The sequence below is a fragment of the Micromonospora sp. M71_S20 genome (assembly GCF_003664255.1).
GTDB lineage: Bacteria > Actinomycetota > Actinomycetes > Mycobacteriales > Micromonosporaceae > Micromonospora.
The window spans coordinates 364,336-383,158 of record NZ_RCCV01000002.1; the positions used below are offsets into that span (position 1 = coordinate 364,336).

General features: G+C 74.7%; 20 protein-coding genes. 11 read left to right on the forward strand and 9 right to left on the reverse strand.

Annotated elements, in window-relative coordinates:
• Nucleotides 1–34 precede the first annotated feature (34 nt).
• On the forward strand, nucleotides 35–2,107 hold the full coding sequence (gene pta, locus DER29_RS22535; protein ID WP_121399676.1) for a phosphate acetyltransferase: 2,073 nt from the start codon (nucleotides 35–37) through the stop codon (nucleotides 2,105–2,107).
• Nucleotides 2,104–3,255 (forward strand): acetate/propionate family kinase, encoded by a 1,152-nt coding sequence (locus DER29_RS22540; protein WP_121399677.1) that lies wholly within the window; start codon nucleotides 2,104–2,106, stop codon nucleotides 3,253–3,255. Before pta ends, DER29_RS22540 begins: the two co-directional genes overlap by 4 nt.
• A gap of 41 nt (nucleotides 3,256–3,296) precedes the next feature.
• Here DER29_RS22540 and DER29_RS34690 read toward each other — a convergent pair whose 3' ends face one another.
• Nucleotides 3,297–3,467: a hypothetical protein gene (locus DER29_RS34690; protein WP_199729505.1), complete on the reverse strand. Its 171-nt coding sequence runs from the start codon at nucleotides 3,465–3,467 to the stop codon at nucleotides 3,297–3,299.
• Nucleotides 3,468–3,655: 188 nt separating this feature from the next.
• Between DER29_RS34690 and DER29_RS22545 the strand changes: the two genes are divergently transcribed.
• The 3 genes from DER29_RS22545 (at nucleotide 3,656) to DER29_RS22555 (ending at nucleotide 6,476) form a co-directional block, all read left to right on the forward strand.
• The gene (locus DER29_RS22545) at nucleotides 3,656–4,516 is read left to right on the forward strand and encodes an alpha/beta hydrolase family protein (RefSeq protein ID WP_370040555.1); all 861 of its coding nucleotides are present in this window, start codon (nucleotides 3,656–3,658) and stop codon (nucleotides 4,514–4,516) included.
• 80 nt (nucleotides 4,517–4,596) lie between these two features.
• Nucleotides 4,597–5,139: a nucleotidyltransferase domain-containing protein gene (locus tag DER29_RS22550; RefSeq protein WP_121399678.1), complete on the forward strand. Its 543-nt coding sequence runs from the start codon at nucleotides 4,597–4,599 to the stop codon at nucleotides 5,137–5,139.
• A gap of 353 nt (nucleotides 5,140–5,492) precedes the next feature.
• Nucleotides 5,493–6,476: a chlorophyllase gene (locus tag DER29_RS22555; protein ID WP_121399679.1), complete on the forward strand. Its 984-nt coding sequence runs from the start codon at nucleotides 5,493–5,495 to the stop codon at nucleotides 6,474–6,476.
• 225 nt (nucleotides 6,477–6,701) lie between these two features.
• Here DER29_RS22555 and DER29_RS22560 read toward each other — a convergent pair whose 3' ends face one another.
• The 3 genes from DER29_RS22560 to DER29_RS22570 all read right to left on the reverse strand — a co-directional run bounded on the left by DER29_RS22560 (nucleotide 6,702) and on the right by DER29_RS22570 (nucleotide 9,424).
• Nucleotides 6,702–7,664 (reverse strand): zinc-binding dehydrogenase, encoded by a 963-nt coding sequence (locus tag DER29_RS22560; RefSeq protein ID WP_199729537.1) that lies wholly within the window; start codon nucleotides 7,662–7,664, stop codon nucleotides 6,702–6,704.
• A gap of 93 nt (nucleotides 7,665–7,757) precedes the next feature.
• Complete coding sequence (locus DER29_RS22565) at nucleotides 7,758–8,933, reverse strand: NADP-dependent malic enzyme (RefSeq protein WP_121399680.1); 1,176 nt, start codon at nucleotides 8,931–8,933, stop codon at nucleotides 7,758–7,760.
• Nucleotides 8,934–9,073: 140 nt separating this feature from the next.
• Nucleotides 9,074–9,424: a S24 family peptidase gene (locus DER29_RS22570; RefSeq protein WP_121399681.1), complete on the reverse strand. Its 351-nt coding sequence runs from the start codon at nucleotides 9,422–9,424 to the stop codon at nucleotides 9,074–9,076.
• 86 nt (nucleotides 9,425–9,510) lie between these two features.
• Here DER29_RS22570 and sodN point away from each other — a divergent pair, with 86 nt between their 5' ends.
• From sodN to DER29_RS22585, 3 genes are read left to right on the forward strand one after another with little or no spacing between them, the layout of a single operon-like run.
• On the forward strand, nucleotides 9,511–9,915 hold the full coding sequence (gene sodN, locus DER29_RS22575) for a superoxide dismutase, Ni (RefSeq protein ID WP_091103276.1): 405 nt from the start codon (nucleotides 9,511–9,513) through the stop codon (nucleotides 9,913–9,915).
• On the forward strand, nucleotides 9,912–10,493 hold the full coding sequence (locus tag DER29_RS22580) for an N-acetyltransferase family protein (protein WP_370040415.1): 582 nt from the start codon (nucleotides 9,912–9,914) through the stop codon (nucleotides 10,491–10,493). Before sodN ends, DER29_RS22580 begins: the two co-directional genes overlap by 4 nt.
• Before the next feature lie 24 nt (nucleotides 10,494–10,517).
• Nucleotides 10,518–10,925, forward strand: coding sequence for an ATP-binding protein (locus DER29_RS22585; RefSeq protein WP_121400125.1), 408 nt, complete (start codon nucleotides 10,518–10,520; stop codon nucleotides 10,923–10,925).
• 38 nt (nucleotides 10,926–10,963) lie between these two features.
• Here DER29_RS22585 and DER29_RS22590 read toward each other — a convergent pair whose 3' ends face one another.
• On the reverse strand, nucleotides 10,964–11,353 hold the full coding sequence (locus DER29_RS22590; RefSeq protein ID WP_121400127.1) for a hypothetical protein: 390 nt from the start codon (nucleotides 11,351–11,353) through the stop codon (nucleotides 10,964–10,966).
• Between the two features lie 43 nt (nucleotides 11,354–11,396).
• Here DER29_RS22590 and DER29_RS22595 point away from each other — a divergent pair, with 43 nt between their 5' ends.
• Nucleotides 11,397–12,347, forward strand: coding sequence for a diacylglycerol kinase family protein (locus DER29_RS22595; RefSeq protein WP_121400126.1), 951 nt, complete (start codon nucleotides 11,397–11,399; stop codon nucleotides 12,345–12,347).
• Nucleotides 12,348–12,798: 451 nt separating this feature from the next.
• Nucleotides 12,799–13,056, forward strand: a complete 258-nt coding sequence (locus tag DER29_RS22600; RefSeq protein ID WP_007072794.1) for a WhiB family transcriptional regulator — start codon at nucleotides 12,799–12,801, stop codon at nucleotides 13,054–13,056.
• A gap of 96 nt (nucleotides 13,057–13,152) precedes the next feature.
• Here the strand turns inward: DER29_RS22600 and DER29_RS22605 are convergent, their stop codons facing one another.
• From DER29_RS22605 to DER29_RS22620, 4 genes are all read right to left on the reverse strand, one after another.
• Nucleotides 13,153–13,923, reverse strand: a complete 771-nt coding sequence (locus DER29_RS22605; RefSeq protein ID WP_121399682.1) for a sirohydrochlorin chelatase — start codon at nucleotides 13,921–13,923, stop codon at nucleotides 13,153–13,155.
• 86 nt (nucleotides 13,924–14,009) lie between these two features.
• The gene (locus DER29_RS22610) at nucleotides 14,010–14,795 is read right to left on the reverse strand and encodes a phosphoadenylyl-sulfate reductase (protein WP_121399683.1); all 786 of its coding nucleotides are present in this window, start codon (nucleotides 14,793–14,795) and stop codon (nucleotides 14,010–14,012) included.
• Entirely contained in the window at nucleotides 14,792–14,950 is a 159-nt protein-coding gene (locus DER29_RS34695; protein WP_121399684.1) for an IS1 family transposase, read from the reverse strand. Before DER29_RS34695 ends, DER29_RS22610 begins: the two co-directional genes overlap by 4 nt.
• Before the next feature lie 70 nt (nucleotides 14,951–15,020).
• A complete protein-coding gene (locus DER29_RS22620; protein WP_121399685.1) occupies nucleotides 15,021–16,736 on the reverse strand; it encodes a nitrite/sulfite reductase in 1,716 nt (571 codons plus the stop codon).
• Between the two features lie 539 nt (nucleotides 16,737–17,275).
• Here DER29_RS22620 and DER29_RS22625 point away from each other — a divergent pair.
• The gene (locus DER29_RS22625) at nucleotides 17,276–18,700 is read left to right on the forward strand and encodes a glycosyltransferase family 39 protein (protein WP_121400128.1); all 1,425 of its coding nucleotides are present in this window, start codon (nucleotides 17,276–17,278) and stop codon (nucleotides 18,698–18,700) included.
• Nucleotides 18,701–18,823: the final 123 nt, after the last annotated feature.

The following is an 18,823-nucleotide window of genomic DNA, read 5'->3' on the forward strand; positions in this document are numbered from 1 at the left end:
AGCCGGGAGTCCGAAGATCTCCTAGGGTGGGTGGGTGGCGCGGAGTGTGTACCTGACCAGCGTGGGGTCCGGCGGCGGAAAGTCGACCATCGCCCTCGGCCTGGCCGAGCTGTTGTCCCGGCAGGTCGAGCGGATCGGCGCGTTCCGGCCGCTGGTGCGCGGGGACGGTCCCGACCCGATCCTCGCCCTGCTCAGTGACCGCTACCGGATCGAGCTTCCGCTGGCCGACCTGAGCGGCACCAGCTACGCCGAGGCGACCGCGCTGGTCGCCGACGGGCGGCGGGAACAGCTCGTCGCCGGCATCGTCGAGCGGTACCGGGAAGTCGAACGGCGCTGCCCCGCCGTGGTCGTGGTCGGCAGCGACTTCGCCGACGGCGGCGACGGGGCCGGCCCCCGCGAGCTGGCCTTCAACGCCCGGCTGGCCACCGAATTCGGCAGCGTGGTGGTGCCCGTCGTCGACGGCTTCGGGCAGGAGCCGGCGGCGATCGCGGCCGCCGCACGCGGGGCGTACCACGATCTGGCGGACCTCGGGGCGACGGTGCTGGCGGTGATCGCCAACCGGGTTTCCGGCCCGATGACGCTGCCCGAGCTGCCCGTGCCCACGTACGCCATCCCGGAGGTGCCGACCGTGTCGGCGCCGACGGTGGCCGAGGTGGCGGCGGCGCTCGGCGCCACCCTGCTCGCCGGGGACGACGACGCGCTCAGCCGCGACGTGCTCGACTACGTGGTCGGCGCGGCGCACGTGCCGACGCTGCTGGACCACCTGACCGAGGGCGCTCTGGTGATCACCCCCGGCGACCGGGCCGACCTGCTGGTGGCGGCGAGCGCCGCGCACGTGGCCGGGCAGGTCTCCGTCTCGGGGCTCGTGCTGACCCTCGGCGAGCAGCCCGACCCGCGGGCGATGCGGCTGGTCGAGGGGCTCAACACCGGGCTCGCGGTGCTCTCCGTGCCCAGCGACAGCTACGACACCGTCGCCGCGTCCAGCCGGATCGAGGGGCGACCCAGCGCCGCCAACCCGCGCAAGGTGGAGGCCGCGCTCGGCGCGTTCGAGCGCTGCGTGGACACCGACGACCTGGCCCGCCGGCTGCGGGTCAGCCGCTCCGCGCGGGTCACCCCGCTGATGTTCGAGTACGACCTGATCGACCGCGCCCGGGCCCGCCGCCGGCACCTCGTGCTGCCCGAGGGGGCGGAGGAACGGATCCTGCGCGCGACGGAGATCCTGCTGCGCCGGGGCGTCGCCGACATCACCCTGCTCGGCCGCCCGGACGACATCGCGCGACGCACCCGCGAACTGGGCATCGACATCACCGGCGCGCAGGTGGTCGACCCCGTCACCAGCGAGTGGCGCGACGAGTTCGCCGCCACGTACGCCAAGCTGCGCGCGCACCGGGGCGTGACCCTCGACCTGGCCCACGACGTCGTCGCCCAGGCGAACTACTTCGGCACCCTGATGGTGCAGACGGGGCACGCCGACGGGATGGTCTCCGGCGCGACCCACACCACCGCCGCCACCATCCGGCCCGCCTTCGAGATCATCCGGAACGTGCCGGGCGTCTCGGTCGCCTCCAGCGTCTTCTTCATGCTGCTCGCCGACCGGGTGCTGGTCTACGGCGACTGCGCGGTCAACCCCGACCCGGACGCCGCCCAGCTCGCCGACATCGCCATCTCCTCGGCCGACACCGCCGCCCGGTTCGGCATCGAGCCACGGATCGCGATGCTCTCCTACTCCACCGGCAGCTCCGGGGCGGGCGCCGACGTGGAGAAGGTCGCGGCGGCCACCAAGCTGGTCCGCGAGCGCCGGCCCGACCTGCTCGTCGAGGGGCCCATCCAGTACGACGCGGCCATCGACCCGGCGGTGGCGGCGACGAAGCTGCCCGGCAGCGAGGTCGCCGGCCGGGCCACGGTCTTCATCTTCCCGGACCTGAACACCGGCAACAACACGTACAAGGCGGTGCAGCGTTCCGCCGGGGCGGTGGCCGTCGGTCCGGTGATGCAGGGCCTGCGCCGGCCGGTCAACGACCTGTCCCGGGGCGCCACCGTGCCGGACATCGTGAACACCGTGGCGATCACCGCCATCCAGGCCGCCGCCACCGAGGAGTCGTCATGAACGGTCCCGCCGCCCCGCAGCCCCGCCCGGCGGGTCGCGTCCTCGTCCTCAACTGCGGGTCGTCGTCGGTGAAGTTCCGGCTCTTCGACGGCGACCGGGTGGTCGACAAGGGCACCGTGGAGCGGGTCGGCGAGGCCGGCGGCGGACCGGCCGACCACGAGACGGCCGTCCGGGGCATCCTCGACGGGCTGGACCTGACCGGGTTGGCCGCCGTCGGGCACCGGGTGGTGCACGGCGGGAAGCGGTTCGGCGAGCCGGTGCTGATCGACGACGCGGTGCTGGCCGCGATCCGCGACCTGGTCCCGCTCGCGCCGCTGCACAACCCCGGCAACCTGACCGGCATCGAGGTCGCCCGGGCGGCGCTGCCGGAGGTGCCGCAGGTCGCCGTCTTCGACACCGCGTTCCACCACACCCTGCCCGAGGCCGCCGCGACCTACGCGATCGAGCGGGACACCGCCGAGCGGTACGGCATCCGGCGCTACGGGTTCCACGGCACCTCGCACGCGTACGTGTCGCGGCGCACCGCCGAGCTGCTCGGCCGCCCGTACGCCGAGGTGAACACGATCACCCTGCACCTCGGCAACGGCGCGAGCGCCTGCGCGGTGGCCGGCGGCCGGAGCGTGGCGACCTCGATGGGGATGTCCCCGCTGGAGGGCCTGGTGATGGGCACCCGCAGCGGCGACCTGGACCCGACCGTGATCTTCCACCTGCGCCGCGAGGGCGGGCTCTCCGTCGACGAGATCGACGACCTGCTCAACCACCGCAGCGGCCTGCTCGGGCTGACCGGCGCCAACGACATGCGCGAGGTGCTCGCCCGCCGGGCGGACGGCGACCCGGCGGCGGCGCTCGCCTTCGACGTCTACTGCCGGCGGATCACCGGCTATGTCGGGGCGTACTACGCCCTGCTCGGCCGGGTCGACGCGGTCACCTTCACCGCCGGCGTCGGCGAGCACGCCGCGCCGGTCCGCGCCGCCGCCCTGGCCGGCCTGGAGCGGCTCGGCATCGCGGTGGACCCCGGGCGCAACGCCGCCTCCGGCGACCGGGTCATCTCACCGGAGGGCGCCGAGGTGACCGTCTGCGTCGTGGGCACCGACGAGGAGCGCGAGATCGCCCTCCAGACCCGGGCCGTGGTCGAGGCCGCCGGCTGACGCGTACCCGGGCGTGCCCGCCCCCGGTGGCTCCACGCCGCTCAGCCCAGCGCGAGCCAGGCGAGCAGGGCGACCAGCACGACCGCGACCGCCGCCGCGCCGACGAGCAGCGGCGTCCGGGACGCGCCGGCCGGCGCCTCGGGCTCGGGGGTGTGGGCGTAGGCGCGGAACGCCTCGGTGTTGCCGCTCGGGTCGGCGCGGTTCTCAGGCATGGCGGTGACCCTAGCCAAGCCGGTCCCGTGCCGCCGTCCTCCACGCCCGCGTCGGGGTCAGGTCGAGCCGGCCGGTGGAGGCGATCCGGCCGGGTGGCGGGGGCGTCCGGTCCGGACGGCGGGGCCGCTGCGGGCCGCCGGGCACCTACCGTGAAACGGTGGGGATCAAGCGGCTGGTCGCCGTACTGATGACGACGCTGCTGGCCGGTTGCGCCCCGGCGGGAGCCGCCGCGCCCGGCGCACCGCCGCCGGCCCGTCCGGCGCCCGTGGCCGCCTACGCCGTCGGCGTACGCACGTTCACCGTCGACCCGACCTCGGCGCGCCCCCTGCCGGTGACCGTCTGGTACCCGGCCGACGGCGGCGCGGTGGCCCCCGGGCGCTTCCCCGTGGTGGTCTACAGCCACGGGCTGCACAGCCTGCCCGAGCTGCACGCCGGGTTGACCGCGCGCTGGGCCGCCGCCGGGTTCGTGGTGGCCGCCCCGGCCTACCCGCACACCCGGCGCGGCGCCGCCCGGTTCAGCCGTGCCGACGTACGCCACCAGCCCGCCGACGGCTGGCGGCTGATCCGGCACCTGGTGCGGCTCGACACCCGGGCCGGGGACCCGCTCGCCGGGCACCTCGACGTCGCCCGGGTCGCCGCCGCCGGCCACTCGGCGGGCGGCTTCACCACGGCCGGCATGTTCACCTCCGGGCGCTCGGGGCGGCTGCGCGCCGGCATCGTGATCGCCGGTGGCGGAACGGCCGGCAGCTTCGCCGGGCCGGCGGTCCCGCTGCTCTTCGTGCACGGCACGGCGGACAGGATCGTGCCGGTGACGGTCGGCCGCGCCGCGTACCACCGCACGGCTGGCCCGACCGCCTTCCTGAGCCTGCTCGGGCAGGGCCACGGCGAATACCTCACCCCGGGACTGCCCGGCTTCGACCAGGTCCTGGCCACCACCACGGATTTCCTCCGCTGGACGCTCTACGGCGACCCGGCCGCCGGCCGCCGCCTACCTGGCGACGCCCGCCGCCCCGGCGTGACGGCGTTCGAGACCCACCCCGCCCGCTGACCCCCCGCGCCGGCCCGGAACCGCGGGCCGAGCGTGCGAAGGCGCGTACGCGGGGAGGACCGTCCGGCTAGGGTGCCGCCGTGGACGATCTCGCGGGGCGGCAACTGGACGGCATCGCGGAACTGGCCGGGCTGGCGTCGGCGGCCGGCATCGAGGTGTGGCTGCGGGGCGGCTGGGCGACGGACTTCCACCTGGGTGAGATCACTCGGCCGCATGTCGACGTCGACTGGTACTGCTGGCGCGCCGACGCCGACCGGCTGACCGGCCTGCTGCGCGGGCACGGCTGGCGGCCCGACCCCCGGATGCCCGTCGACGTGCAGCTCGACCTCGTCCGCGAGGACGTCGAGATGAGCGTCGCGTACCTGGCGCGGGACGCGACGGGGCAGGTGGTGGTGGGTGCCGGGCCCTGGGCGGGCACGGCGCTGCCGGACGGGATGCTGGCCGGCCCGCCCGGTCGCATCGGCGCGCTGACCGTCCCGGTGATCTCCGTGGCCGCCCAGATCGAGTTCAAGGAGATGTTCCCCGTCTGGATGCCGGACCGGCCCCGGCGGGACAAGGACGCCGCCGACCTGACCCGCCTCCGCGCCACCACCCGCCACCGACCACCACCCATGATCGGCTGACGCTCCCGTCCCCTCCCCGGCCCCATTCCGGCAACGGGCCCCTGAGGAGGCACCGCCGGACGAACCAGCGGTGATCAGGACGCCATGTACCTCAAACGGGCCGGGATACGTCCATGCCGTCCTGATCACCGGGTGCCACGAGGTGGCTGCGGGCGCTCCGGGGTGTTTCGGGCTGCAAGCGGGCGCTACAGGGTGAAGGCCGAGAAGGTCGGGCGCGACGGGAAAGGTGGGCGCGACGGGGTAAGCGGCGGTGCGGGTGCAGAGCGCCGGGGTGGCGGCGGTGCGGGTGTGTGGGGCGGGGTTGGGTGGCGATCGTTGGGGGGCGGGGGCGAGTCGCGAGGCACAATCGGTCCATGCCGCGTCGTGTCACCCCCGCCCTGCTCGCCTCCGCACTGCTCACCGCCGGTCTGGTCGGCTGCTCCGACGACGCCGGGCCGGCCCCGCAGGCGGCGGCTCCGCAGGTGACGGCCCCGGCGCCGCCCGTGCAGGCGGCCGCCCCCACCCCGCAGGTGCCCGCCGGCACCGCGCCCGACAAGGCCTTCGCCGTCGGCGTACGCCAACTGAAGCTGAACCGCGACGGGAAGCGACCGCTGCCGGTGACCGTCTGGTACCCGGCGGCCGGGAAGCCCGGTGGGCAGCCGGAGCGGTCGGCGGACGCCGCCACGGGCAGGTTCCCCGTCGTCATGTTCAGCCACGGGTTGAACGGGCGGCCGGCCGACTACGAGACGCTGCTCACCCGCTGGACGGCGGCCGGGTTCGTGGTGGCCGCGCCGACCTTCCCGCACACCGCCCGGGGTGGCGACGGCAACGTGCTCGACGTGCTCAACCAGCCGGCCGACGTGTCGTACGTGCTGACCCAGGTGCTCGCCCTCGACGCCCGCGCTGGCGACCCGCTGCGCGGCCGGCTGGCCACGGACCGGGTGGCGGCGGCCGGGCACTCGGGCGGCGGGGTGACCACCATCGGCCTGTTCACCGCCGGCCGGGACGAGCGGCTGGACGCCGGGGTCGTCTTCGCCGGCACGGCGCTCGGCGTCGGTACCGCCTTCGCGGGCGCCGCCGCCCCGCAGCTCTTCGTGCACGGCGAGGCCGACGAGGTGGTCGAGTACGCCGCAGGCAAGGCCGCCTACGACAGGGTGCCCTGGCCGAAGGCGATGCTGAGCCTGCCGAAGGGCGACCACGGCCGGGCGCTGCTCAGCGACGGCGCCGCGCTGCGGGTGGTCTCGGACACCACTGTCGAGTTCCTGCGCTGGTCGCTCTACGGCGACCCGGCCGCCAAGGGCCGCATCCCCACCGACGCCGCCCGCGACGACATCGCCACCCTCGACAACCGCCTCTGACCCCGGCGGAGGGACACCGCGCACGCCGGCCAACCGGGCGTCGATGACGCGGGCACCGACCACCCGCGCACGCCGGCCACCCGGGCACCGACCGTCGAAGCCCCCACGACCGCCCGGGCACCCGCTGTCGGAGCGCGACGACCGCCCGGGCACCGACCGTCGGAGCGCGCGACAACCGCCCCGGGCACGACGACACCCGGCCCGGGCGGCCAGCCGCTGCGCCGGTCAGGCGGTGTGGTCGACGACGACCTTGCCGAAGACGTCGCCGGAGTGCAGGCGGGCGAAGGCGTCGGCGACGTCGCTGAACGGGACCACGGTGTCCACCACCGGGCGCACGCCGCGCTCGGCGCAGAACGCGAGCAGGGCGGCCAGCTCGTCGGGGGTGCCCATCGAGGTGCCCAGGATCTCCAGCTGCATGGCGAAGACCCGGCGCAGGTTGACCTTCGGCTCGTGCCCGGCGGTGGCGCCGGAGACCACGATCCGGGCCATCGGCGCGGCGGACTTCAGCGAGTGGTCGAAGGTGGCCGCGCCGACCGTCTCGACGACCACGTCGACCCGCTCCGGCAGCCGGGCGCCGGGCTCGACGGCGGTCGCGCCCAGCTCGGCGATCCGCTCCCGCTTGACGGCGTCGCGGCTGGTCGCGTACACCCGCTTGCCCATCGCGGCGGCGAGCGCGACGGCCGCGGTGGCCACGCCCCCGCCGGCGCCCTGCACCAGCACGGCGTCCGCGTCGTCGACCCGGCCCACGGTGGTCAGCATCCGCCAGGCGGTCAGCCAGGCGGTCGGCAGGCAGGCCGCGTCCGCAGCCGCCAGGCCCGCCGGCAGGGCCAGCAGGTTCGACCGGGGTACGGCGACCCGCTCGGCCAGCGTGCCGGGGAAGTGCTCCGAGAGGATGGAGACACCGCGCGGGTCGCCGGGGGTGGGGATCACCGGGTAGACGACGACCTCGTTGCCGTCCGGGTCCGCCCCGACGGCGTCGCAGCCGAGGATCATGGGGAGCTGCTCGGCGCGCAGCCCCACCCCCCGCAGGGACCAGAGGTCGTGGTGGTTGAGGGAGCTGGCCCGCACCTGCACGGTCACCCAGTCGTCGGCCGGGTGGGTCGGCTCGGGCTGCTCGCCGACGGCGAGCGCGGCGAGCGGGTTGGCGTCGTCGAAGCGGGAGACGTAGGCGGCACGCATGATCGGCACGGTAACAAGCCGGGCCCCCGACAAGAAGGGCACCGACGCGAGGAAGGGCCCTTTCCCGCCGCCGGGCGACGGGGAAGGGCCCTTCTCACATCGTCAGCGGGTGACGCCGTCGCGGCGGGCGGCCTCGGCCACCGCCTCGGCCACCGCGGGGGCGACCCGGGGGTCGAGCGGGGACGGGACGATCGCCTCGGCGGTGAGCGACTCGGCCACCACGCCGGCGATGGCGTCGGCGGCGGCGACCTTCATCCCCTCGGTGATCCGGGTGGCGCGGGCGTCCAGCGCGCCCCGGAACACGCCCGGGAAGGCCAGCACGTTGTTGATCTGGTTGGGGTAGTCGCTGCGGCCGGTGGCGACGACCGCCACGTGCCGGGCGGCCACCTCCGGGTGCACCTCGGGCGTCGGGTTGGCCAGCGCGAAGACGATGCCGCCGGGGGCCATGCCGGCGACCGCCGCCTCCGGGATCTGCCCGCCCGAGACGCCGATCAGCACGTCCGCGTCGCGCAGCGCCTCGGTGACGTCGCCCTCGCGACCGCCGGCGTTGGTGCCCGCCGCCAGTTCGGCCTTGGTGCCGGTCAGTTCGGAGCGGTGCCGGCCGATGATCCCCTTGGAGTCGCAGACCACCACCTGGTCGGGGTTCACGCCGCCGGCGATCAGCATCTTGGTGACCGCGACCCCCGCCGCGCCGGCGCCGCTGACCGTCACCCGCAGGTCGCCGAGCTTGCGGTCGAGCAGCCTGGCGGCGTTGCGCAGGGCGGCGAGCACGACGATCGCGGTGCCGTGCTGGTCGTCGTGGAAGACCGGGATGTCCAGGGCCTCGTCGAGGCGGCGCTCCACCTCGAAGCAGCGCGGGGCGCTGATGTCCTCCAGGTTGATCCCGCCGAACGACGGGGCCAGCGCGCGCACCACGGCCACGATCTCGTCGACGTCCTGGGTGTCCAGGCAGACCGGCACCGCGTCGACCCCGGCGAACTGCTTGAACAGCACCGCCTTGCCCTCCATCACCGGCAGCGCCGCGCGCGGGCCGATGTTGCCGAGCCCGAGTACGGCCGAGCCGTCGGTGACAACCGCGACGGTGTGCGCCGCCCAGGTGTAGTCGTCGGCGAGCCTCGGGTCGGCGGCGATCGCCTCGCAGACCCGGGCCACGCCCGGGGTGTACGCGAGGGAGAGGTCCTCGCGGCTGGTCAGCGGGACGGTCGAGGCGACGGCCATCTTGCCGCCCCGGTGCAGCCGGAAGACGGGATCAGCGGGGTCCACGGTGGACGATGACATGGTGACTCCAGGATCTGTCGAGCAGACGGGGCGGCCGGCGCGGACGCGAGGTGAGGCGTCGAGCGGCGGCACGCGGTGCGGGGGTCACCCGGGCACGTCTGGAGCATAGTGTCGCCACCGTCACACCGGTGTGAGCGGGGTCATATCCGACGCGGGCGCACCCGCGCGGGCCGGGGCCAGTAGCGAGCCACCACGCGGCCCCGCACGTCGGCCACCCCGTACGCCCGGGAATCGTCGGTGACCAGGTCGTTGTCGCCGCGCAGCCACCAGCCGCCGTCCTGGGCGCGCACCGCGCGCTTGACCACGAGCAGGTCGGGACGGCTACGGAAGACCGCGACCACGACGTCGCCGGGGCGCACCGCCCGGCCGCCGGGGCGGACCAGCACCGCGTCGCCGTGCCGCAGCGTGGGCGACATGGACGGACCGGTCACCAGGACGGCGGTCAGCGGCCACCGCAACCGGGGGCCCACCGCCGGGTAATCGGTCCCCATCGGTTTCCCCTCCACCCGGCCTCCCCGGAGCGCGTCCAGGAGTAATGTCGTCTTGGATCATCGCAAACTTCCCATGGAGGATCCTGATGCGACTTCCGCGCATCCTTACGCCCCGCGTTACCGCCAGCGCCCACTGCGACCTGCCCTGCGGCGTCTACGACCCGGCCCAGGCCCGGATCGAGGCCGAGTCGGTGAAGGCGATCTGCGAGAAGTACCAGGCCAACACCGACCCCGAGTTCCGCACCCGCGCCATCCTGATCAAGGAGCAGCGCGCCGACCTGGTGAAGCACCACCTGTGGGTGCTGTGGACCGACTACTTCAAGCCGGCCCACTTCGAGAAGTACCCGCACCTGCACCAGCTGTTCAACGAGGCCACCAAGCTGGCCGGCGCCGCCGGCGCGAAGGGCGGCACCGACCCGTCCAAGGCCGACGAGCTGCTCCAGAAGATCGACGAGATCTCCAAGATCTTCTGGGAGACCAAGAAGGCGTGACCCTCACCGGTCCGCCGACGATCCGGCCGGCACGTCCCGAGGACGTGCCGGCCGTCGTCGCCATGGTGCACGAGCTGGCGGAGTACGAACGCGCCGCCGACCAGTGCCACCTCACCGAGGAGCAGCTCACCGCCGCCCTGTTCGGGACCGCGCCACGCGGCGCGGCGTCGGACGCGCCGGGCCGGAGCAGTCGCGGCCCGGCCCCGGCGCTGCACGGCCACGTGGCGGTGGACGGCCGGGACCAGCCGATCGGGTTCGCGCTCTGGTTCCTCAACTTCTCCACCTGGGCCGGCGTGCACGGCATCTACCTGGAGGATCTCTACGTCCGCCCGGCCGCGCGCGGCACCGGGGCGGGTCGTTCGCTGCTGGCCGCCCTGGCCGCGATCTGCGTGGAGCGGGGCTACCAGCGGCTGGAGTGGTGGATGATCGACTGGAACCCGGCCGCCAGCTTCTACGCCTCGATCGGCGCGCAGCCGATGAAGGAGTGGGTCCCCTACCGGCTCAGCGGGGACGCCCTGACCGCCCTCGCCGCACAGGGACGTGGCGGTCCCCACACGTCCGGACGACCGAGCGGGTAGAGTCCCCGACCGGGGGGATGAGTGGTGACTCAACTGACCGGGCAGCCGACGACCGACGACGACGTCGTGCACCTCACCGTGCCCGCGGACGGGGGCTACCTCGGGGTGCTACGTACCGCCACCGCGGGGCTCGCGGCGCGACTGCAGTTCGCCCTCGACGAGATCGAGGACCTGCGCATCGCCGTCGACGAGGCGTGCGCGATGCTGCTCGCCATCGCCACCCGCGACGCGGAGCTCGACTGCCGCTTCGCGGTCACGGACGACGCGCTCACCGTGGAGGTGACCGTGCCGACCGTCCGTGGCGCCACGCTTCCCGCCGAGTCGTCCTTCGCCTGGAAGGTGCTCACCGCGCTGACCACCTCGGCGGCCGCGACGGCCGCCGACGGCCGCGCCACCATCTCGCTGCTCACCCGCCGCGCCTCCGGCTACTGACCGCCCGCCCGACGCCGCGCCCACGCGGCCCGGCGGGGTCACTCGAAGCCGAGGGCCCGGGTGGTGGGGGTGCTGACCAGCAGAGCGGTCATGCCGAGGCCGAGCGCCATCAGCGGTACGCCGAGCCACGCCATCCCGCCCTGGACCATGAACCAGCCGATCGGCAGCAGCATCAGCTGGAGCACGATCGCCGGGGCCCGGGCTCCCGCCCTCCGGCGCGTCAGCGCGCCGCCCAGCGCCCAGAGGGCCGCCGCCGCGCCGATGGCGAACGCGGTCACCAGCAACGCCGACGTGAGGTCGGTGGTGGTGGCGGTGAGATCGGCCCAGAGCAGCCACGCGGCGACCAGTCCCACGGCGACCGCCTCGGCCCGCAGCAACCGGACCGCCCAGCGGAGGGTGACGGGGATCGGGTCGGAGTCGATGGTCACGCGCGCCACGATACCCGTGGTGGCGCGCGGTACAGTGCCGCCCATGCGGGCCGTCCTGGTGGTCAATCCGAAGGCCACCACCACCAGCGAGCGCAGCCGGGACGTCCTGGTCCGGGCACTGCGCAGCGAAGTCGACCTCTCCGTGCGCTACACCCGGCGACGGGGGCACGCGACCGACCTGGCGCGCGAGGCGGCCGAGGAGGGCGTCGACGTCGTCGTCACGTTGGGTGGCGACGGCACGGTGAACGAGGTCGTGAACGGGTTGATGACGGCGCAGCCGCCGACCCTGCCCAACGGCGCCACGCCGGCCGAGCGGCTGCCCGCCCTGGCGACCGTGCCGGGAGGCTCGACGAACGTCTTCGCGCGGGCGCTGGGCCTGCCCCGGGACTGGCCGGACGGGACCAGCATGATCCTGGAGGGCCTGCGGCTGGGCCGGTACCGGACGATCGGGCTCGGCCGGGCCGACGACCGCTACTTCACCTTCTGCGCGGGCTTCGGCGTCGACGCGGCGGTCATCCACCGGGTGGAGCAGGCCCGCCGGCGGGGCCGGGTCTCGACCCCCTCCCTCTACTTCCGGTCCACCGTGGCCCAGTACTTCCTCAACTCCGACCGCCGCCATCCGGCGATCAGCCTGGAGCGCCCGGGCGAGCCGGCGGAGGGCGAGCTGGCGACGGTCATCATCCAGAACACCGCGCCTTGGACGTACCTGGGCGACCGCGAGGTCAACCCGAACCCGGAGGCGTCGTTCGATCTGGGCCTGGACGTGCTCGCCCTGCGACAGCTCCGGGTGGCCAGCACGACACGCACAGTGACGCAGTTCTTCTCCCGGACGCCGGATCCGCACGGCCGCCAGGTGCTGCGGCTGCACGATGTCGCGGAGTTCACCCTGGTCTCGGCCCGTCCGCAGGCGTTCCAGCTCGACGGCGACTACCTTGGCGAGCGGGAGAAAGTCAGATTCACATCCATTCCCGCCGCACTGAGAGTAATCTGCTAGGTCTCGGGTACTGCCGTAGGTCGACGCGGTCGCGACACCGGACCGATGCGACGGCCGCCACACCGAGGGGCAGGTGCCGGAAATGTCAGCAATGTCACGCGGACTGTACTATATTGATCCTCGACAGTGGTACGCCGGGTAACCAGGAAGGCGCTGGAATCCGGACAAAGGGGTTGTGGGCTTGCTCACCGCCCGGAGTTTTTCCGAGCGTCACCCTTGACATCCCGGGCGTTCGTGAAAGTATTCACAAGCGAACTTGAGTTGCCGGGACATTGCCTGGATATGCTCGTCAGGTTGAGCTGTTCCAGCAGGTCCGCGGGGCCGACACAGCCTGCTCACGCACTGCCGAATAGGCGTACGCGAACCGTCACCATTCGGCGCTGCGGATGCATATAGGAAAAGCAACAGAAGCAATATCTGCCACCCACCCAGAATGAGGAGTGTTGCCGCCATGGACTGGCGTCACCATGCTGTCTGCCGCGACGAGGACCCGGAGCTGTTCTTCCCGATCGGGACGTCCGGGCCGGCTCTCCTGCAGGTCGAGCAGGCCAAGGCCGTCTGCCGGCGCTGCTCCGTGACCGACCAGTGCCTGCAGTGGGCGCTGGAGTCCGGTCAGGACGCCGGCGTCTGGGGCGGGATGAGCGAGGAGGAACGGCGGGCTGTGAAGCGCCGCGGTGGCCTCCGGGTGCTGCGCGCTCACTCCGCCTGATCCCCACGCACCAGCAGTACGCCCCGGCCGGGTACGCCCGCCGGGGCGTACTGCTGTCCACATGCCGTCTGCATACCCGGCGGAGTCGACCTCCGATCATGGGCCGGCCGTGAGCCCGGCCACCCGGCTCACGGCGTCCACGCGCCGCAGGACCAGATCGGCCAGCTCCGGCGCGTCGGTCAGCGGGGCGGACACCGCCACCGCACCGGCGCCCCGGGCAGCCGTGGCGACGGCGTCGTGGAACAGGCCCGGAGCCAGGAAGTACGCCGACACCGCCACCCGCCCGGCGCCCCGGGCCCGCAGCCGCGCCACCGCCGCCGCGACGGCCGGCGGGGCCGCCGAGGCGTACGACACGCGGGTGGGCACGCCGAGACCGGCGCTCAGCGCGGCGGCCACCCGGCCCACCGACCCGCGCGCCCGGGCGTCCCTGGTGCCCGCCGCGGCCAGCACCAGCCCGTCGAAACGCCCCGGCCCCGCCTCACCCAGCCGCCGGCGCAGACCCGCCAGGAGACCGGCGTCCACCTCCCCGTCGGCTGGGCCGAGCACGTCGGTCACCCGTACCGCGATCGGTGGCCCCGCCTCCCGGGCGGCCGCGACCGCCGCCGGGACGTCCACCCGCCGGTGGTACGCCGCCGTGAGCAGCAGCGGCACCAGCACGGCCCGCGGGTGCCCGGCGGCGGCCAGGTTCCGCAGCACGGTCGCCGGTCCCGGCTCGGTGTGGTCCAGCCAGCTCGCCAGCACCGGCGTGCCCGGCCGGGCGGCCGACACGGCCCGGGCCAGCGCCCGGGTCGCCTCGGCGGCCCTCGGGTCCCGGCTGCCGTGGGCGACCAGGACCACCGGGTCGGCCACCCCCGGCGACCCGGCCACCCCCGGCGACCCGGGCGGTCGCGGCAGCCCGACCGGTCCCCACGGCCCGGGCGCCCCCGGCGCGGGAGAGCCCGGGACCGGCCCGGTCAGACGTGCAGTCCGCACTCGGTCTTCTCGAACATGGCCCAGCGGCCGGCCCGGGGGTCCTCCCCCGCCTTCGTGCGGCGGGTGCAGGGCCAGCAGCCGATCGAGCCGTAGCCCTGCTTGAACAGCTCGTTGACCGGCACGTTCCAGCGGGCGACGTAGGCGTCCACGTCGGCCTGCCGCCAGGCCGCGATCGGGTTGACCTTGACCTTGCCCCGGCGCGCGTCGAAGGTCACCACCGGAGTGTTCGCCCTGGTCGGCGACTCGTCCCGGCGGAGCCCGGCGGCCCAGGCGTCGTAGCCGGCGAGCGCCCGCTCCAGCGGCTCCACCTTGCGCAGCTGGCAGCAGTCGTCCGGGGCCTTGTTGAACAGGCGCGGGCCGTACTGGCCGTCCTGCTGGCCCACGGTCAGGCGCGGCCGGATCGACCGCACGTTCACCGGCAGCGTCCGGGCCACCTCGTCGCGGACCCGGAGCGTCTCCGGGAAGTGCAGGCCGGTGTCGAGGAAGACCACGTCCACGCCCGGGGCGACCCGGGAGACCAGGTGGGCCAGCACGGCGTCGGCCATCGAGCTGGTGACGCAGAACCGGTCGCCGAAGGTCTCGGCCGCCCAGCGCGCGATCTCCAGCGCGGGCGCGCCCTCCAGCTCCCGGCCGGCCCGCTCGGCCAGCGCGCGCAGCTCGTCGGGGTCGCGCCGGGCCGCGTCGGCCGGTGCCGGGGCGCCCAGGCCGACCAGGCCCAGGCCCGCCGCCGAGACGAGGCCGGGCCGCTCGCCCGTGCCCCCGCTCACCGGGCCACCGCCCGGCCGAGCAGGCCGGTGAACTTCACCGTGAACACCCGGGCGCACGCGTGGCACTCCCAGGCGCCGTGGCCGGCCTCGCTCGGCCGCAGGTCCTCCTCGCCGCAGTACGGGCAGTACAGCGGCGCGGAACGGGTTTCGCTCATCGCGTCACCTCGCTTCGCTCGGCGCCGCGACGAGGCCCCACGGCACCGCTGATTCGCTCGCTTCGATCGCTCATCGGAGTTCCTCCTCGTCGACCCTGATCACCCAGTTGGCGAACGTCTCGCCCGCCTCCCGGCCCGCCAGGTAACGCCGGGCCAGCCGCTCCACGTACGCCGGAAGCTCATCGGCGGTGGTCTTCAGACCACGCAGCTTGCGGCCGAACCCGGCCGTCTGTCCCTCGGCCATGCCGAGCCCGCCGCCGAGGTGGACCTGGAAGCCCTCCACCTGGCGGCCGTCCGGGCCGACCACCAGCTGACCCTTGAGGCCGATGTCGGCGACCTGGGTGCGGGCGCAGGCGTTGGGGCAGCCGTTGAGGTGGATGGAGATGTCGGCGTCGAAGTCGCGCAGCCGCTCCTCCAGCCGGGCCACCAGTTCCTCGCCGCGCGCCTTGGTCTCGACGATGGCCAGCTTGCAGTACTCGATGCCGGTGCAGGCCATCGTGCCGCGCCGCCAGGCCGACGGCTGCGCCTCCAGGCCGATCCCGCGCAGCTCGCGCACCAGCGAGTCGGTCCGCTCCGGCGCCACGTCCAGCACCAGCAGCTTCTGGTACGGGGTGAGCCGCACCCGCCCGCTGCCGTGCGCCTCGACCACGTCGGCCAGGCGGGCGAGCTGCCCGCCGGAGACCCGGCCCACCACGGGGGCGGCGCCCACCCAGTGGCGGCCGTCGCGCTGCGGGTGCACCCCGATGTGGTCCACCGGCCGGTCGGGCAGCTGCGGGGCCGGGCCGTCGAGCAGCGCCCGCCCCAGGTACTCCTTCTCCAGCACCTCGCGGAACTTCTCCACGCCCCAGTCGGCGACCAGGAACTTCAGCCGGGCCCGGTTGCGCAGCCGGCGGTAGCCGTAGTCGCGGAAGATGCCGACCACGCCCGCCCAGACGTCCGGCACCTCGTCCAGCGACACCCAGACGCCGAGCCGCTGGGCCAGCATCGGGTTCGTGGACAGGCCGCCGCCGACCCAGACGTCGAAGCCGGGCCCGTGGTCCGGGTGGTCCACGCCGAGGAAGGAGATGTCGTTCGCCTCGTACGGGGTGTCGACCAGCCAGGAGATGGAGGTCTTGAACTTGCGCGGCAGGTTCGAGTACGCCTTGTCGCCCACGTACCGGCGGACGATCTCGTCGACCGCCGGCGTCGGGTCGAGCAGTTCGTCGCGGGCCACCCCGGCGACCGGGCTGCCCAGCACCACCCGGGGGCAGTCGCCGCACGCCTCGGTGGTCTGCAGGCCGACGGACTCCAGGCGACGCCAGATCTCCGGCATGTCCTCGACCCGGATCCAGTGGTACTGGATGTTCTGCCGGTCGGTGATGTCGGCCGTGTCCCGGGCGAACTCGCGGGAGATGTCCGCGACCACCCGCAGCTGCGCCAGGTTCAGCTCGCCCCCGTCCACCCGGACCCGGAGCATGAAGAACTCGTCCTCCAGCTCGTGCGGCTCCAGCACGGCCGTACGGCCGCCGTCGATGCCCGCCTTGCGCTGGGTGTAGAGGCCCCACCAGCGGAACCGACCCCGGAGATCCTGCGGGTCGATCGAGGCGAACCCGTGGTGGGCGTAGATGTTCTCGATCCGGGCCCGTACGTTCAGCGGGTCGTCGTCCTTCTTGATCCGCTCGTTGGGGTTGAGCGGCTCGCGGTGACCGAGCGCCCACTGACCTTCACCTCGGGGCCGGCGGGGGGTCCGGGCCGGTCGGGGGGACGTCGGGTCCCCGGCCCGGGCCGGGATGCTGCTGACCGCCATGGCGGCGTCCTCCGTTGTCTGCGGTGCCTCGGGGACACGCAAGGCGCACGGCCGGCCCGTCGGAACGGGCTGGCGACAACGGTGTCGAAACAGCCGGCGCGAGGCGCGCCCGAGACAGAGTGGTCGGGCGTCGTCAGTGGGCCGGACAGATCGCGCTGCGCACGCGGCCGTAGTCGACGTGGCGACGGGCCACGAAGCGGCGGACGACAGCGGCGGTCATGGAAGTCATGCTGCCACACCCGGTGGGGGCCGGCCAAAGACCACGTGCCGGATCCCACATCACGGGCCACGCCACGGGGACGCGGCGAGACCGGTCGGGGGCCCGGTCCCACCGGCCGGTGCCACCCTTCTCGCGGCCGGGTGGCCGGTCGCCTTGCGGATCAGCGTGAGCCGGCGGGAGGCACGGGTCGCGGTCGAGGGCTGACGCCGGCGCGCGATCGGCGGATCGGCGCACCCGGCGGCCGGACTGTGTGACGCTGCGGTATGTGACCGGTTCCGCTGACCCGCCCGGCGAGCGCGTCCCGCCGGTGCGCGAGGCGGTGGGCGGGCCGGATCGCACGGGCCGGCTGATCTGGATCGCGCCGACACTGGCCACCCTGGCCGTCGTGCTGACCGGGATCGACCACGCGCAGCCGTGGCGCGACGAGTTGGCCACCTGGAGCGCGGCGAGCAGGTCGCCCGGGGAGCTCGTCCGCCTCGCCGGCACCATCGACGCCGCCACCAGCCCCTACTACCTGTTCATGCACGCCTGGGTGGCCGTCCTCGGCGACTCGGTGACCGCGCTGCGGCTGCCCGCCGCACTGGCCATGGCCGCCACGTCCGGGCTGACCGCGCTCCTCGGGCAGCGCCTGCTCGGTGCCCGGGCCGGGCTGCTCGCCGGGCTGCTCCTCGCGGTGCTCCCGGGCACCTCGCGGTACGGCCAGGAGGCCCGCCCGTACGCGCTGGCCACCTTCCTGGCGGTGCTGGCGACCCTGCTGCTGGTCGAGGCGACGGCCCGGCCCCGGTGGGCGCGCTGGGCCGGGTACGCCGCCGCCGTGGCCGCGCTCGGGCTCACCCACCTGGTCGCGCTCACCCTGCTCGCCGCGCACGCGGTGGCGGTGCTCGCCGGCCGCCGTACGGGGCCGCCGAACCGCCCGTTGCGCTGGGCGCTCGCCCTGCTGCCCACCGTGCTGCTGCTGGCACCGCTGGTGCTGCTCGCCAGGGAACAGCGTTCCCGACAGCTCGGCTGGGTGGCGACCGCCCGTCCCGACGACCTGGCCGCCCTCGCGGGCGGGGTGGCGCAGAGCGGCGTGGTGGGCGGGGTGCTGGTGGGCCTCGCGGCGCTCGGCGCGGCACGGCTGGGCCGGCGCGCCCTGCTGCCCGGGCTCGCCGTGCTGCTGCCCGTGCTGCTGCTCTTCGCCGCGGGGCTGGTCGTACCGCTCTGGGTGCCCCGGTACCTCGTCTTCGTGGTGCCCTTCGGCTGCCTGCTCGCCGGGGCGGCGCTGGCGACGGTGCCACTGCCGCCCGCGCTGGCCGTCGTCGCTCTGACCGGGCTCCTCGGGCTGCCCGACCAGGCGGCGCTGCGGCGTACCCACGAGTGGCCGCGCAGCGCGACGGTGGACTACCGGGGCGCGGCCCGGATCGTCGCCGACGGTCAGCGGCCGGGCGACGCGGTCGTCTACTCCCCCCGCCAGAGCTGGCTCTTCCTCGACCTGGGTCTCGCGTACCACCTGGGCGACCGTCGGCCCCGCGACGTGCTGGTGACGGAGGACCAGGCACGCCGGGGCGACCTGTGGGCCGCCGAGTGCGCCCGCCCGGCCGGGTGCCTGGCCGGCGCGGAGCGGGTCTGGCTGGTCGTGGCCGGTCGCCGCGACGACCCGCTGGCCGCCGTCGCCGGCCCCAAGGGCGACGCGCTGCGCGCCGACTACACCGTCGTACGGGTCTGGCCGCGCCCCGGACTGACCGTCGCCCTGCTCACCCGCTGACCCACACCCCGCCGGTGGCGCAGGCTCTGGCTCCCCTTCCCGGCTCGATCGTTGGACGGTGAGCCGGTGTCGCGGGCGCTCCCAGGCCGGTTTCCCAGCAACTGATCATGGCGGCAGCGGCGA

Excerpts from the sequence above, each read along its gene's own strand:
- DER29_RS22540 (WP_121399677.1), top strand. The coding sequence starts at position 2,104 with ATGAACGGTCCCGCCGCCCCGCAGCCCCGCCCGGCGGGTCGCGTCCTC.
- DER29_RS34690 (WP_199729505.1), bottom strand. The coding sequence starts at position 3,467 with ATGCCTGAGAACCGCGCCGACCCGAGCGGCAACACCGAGGCGTTCCGC.
- DER29_RS22545 (WP_370040555.1), top strand. The coding sequence starts at position 3,656 with ATGACGACGCTGCTGGCCGGTTGCGCCCCGGCGGGAGCCGCCGCGCCC.
- DER29_RS22555 (WP_121399679.1), top strand. The coding sequence starts at position 5,493 with ATGCCGCGTCGTGTCACCCCCGCCCTGCTCGCCTCCGCACTGCTCACC.
- DER29_RS22565 (WP_121399680.1), bottom strand. The coding sequence starts at position 8,933 with ATGTCATCGTCCACCGTGGACCCCGCTGATCCCGTCTTCCGGCTGCAC.
- DER29_RS22570 (WP_121399681.1), bottom strand. The coding sequence starts at position 9,424 with ATGGGGACCGATTACCCGGCGGTGGGCCCCCGGTTGCGGTGGCCGCTG.
- sodN (WP_091103276.1), top strand. The coding sequence starts at position 9,511 with ATGCGACTTCCGCGCATCCTTACGCCCCGCGTTACCGCCAGCGCCCAC.
- DER29_RS22595 (WP_121400126.1), top strand. The coding sequence starts at position 11,397 with ATGCGGGCCGTCCTGGTGGTCAATCCGAAGGCCACCACCACCAGCGAG.
- DER29_RS22600 (WP_007072794.1), top strand. The coding sequence starts at position 12,799 with ATGGACTGGCGTCACCATGCTGTCTGCCGCGACGAGGACCCGGAGCTG.
- DER29_RS34695 (WP_121399684.1), bottom strand. The coding sequence starts at position 14,950 with ATGAGCGAAACCCGTTCCGCGCCGCTGTACTGCCCGTACTGCGGCGAG.
- DER29_RS22620 (WP_121399685.1), bottom strand. The coding sequence starts at position 16,736 with ATGGCGGTCAGCAGCATCCCGGCCCGGGCCGGGGACCCGACGTCCCCC.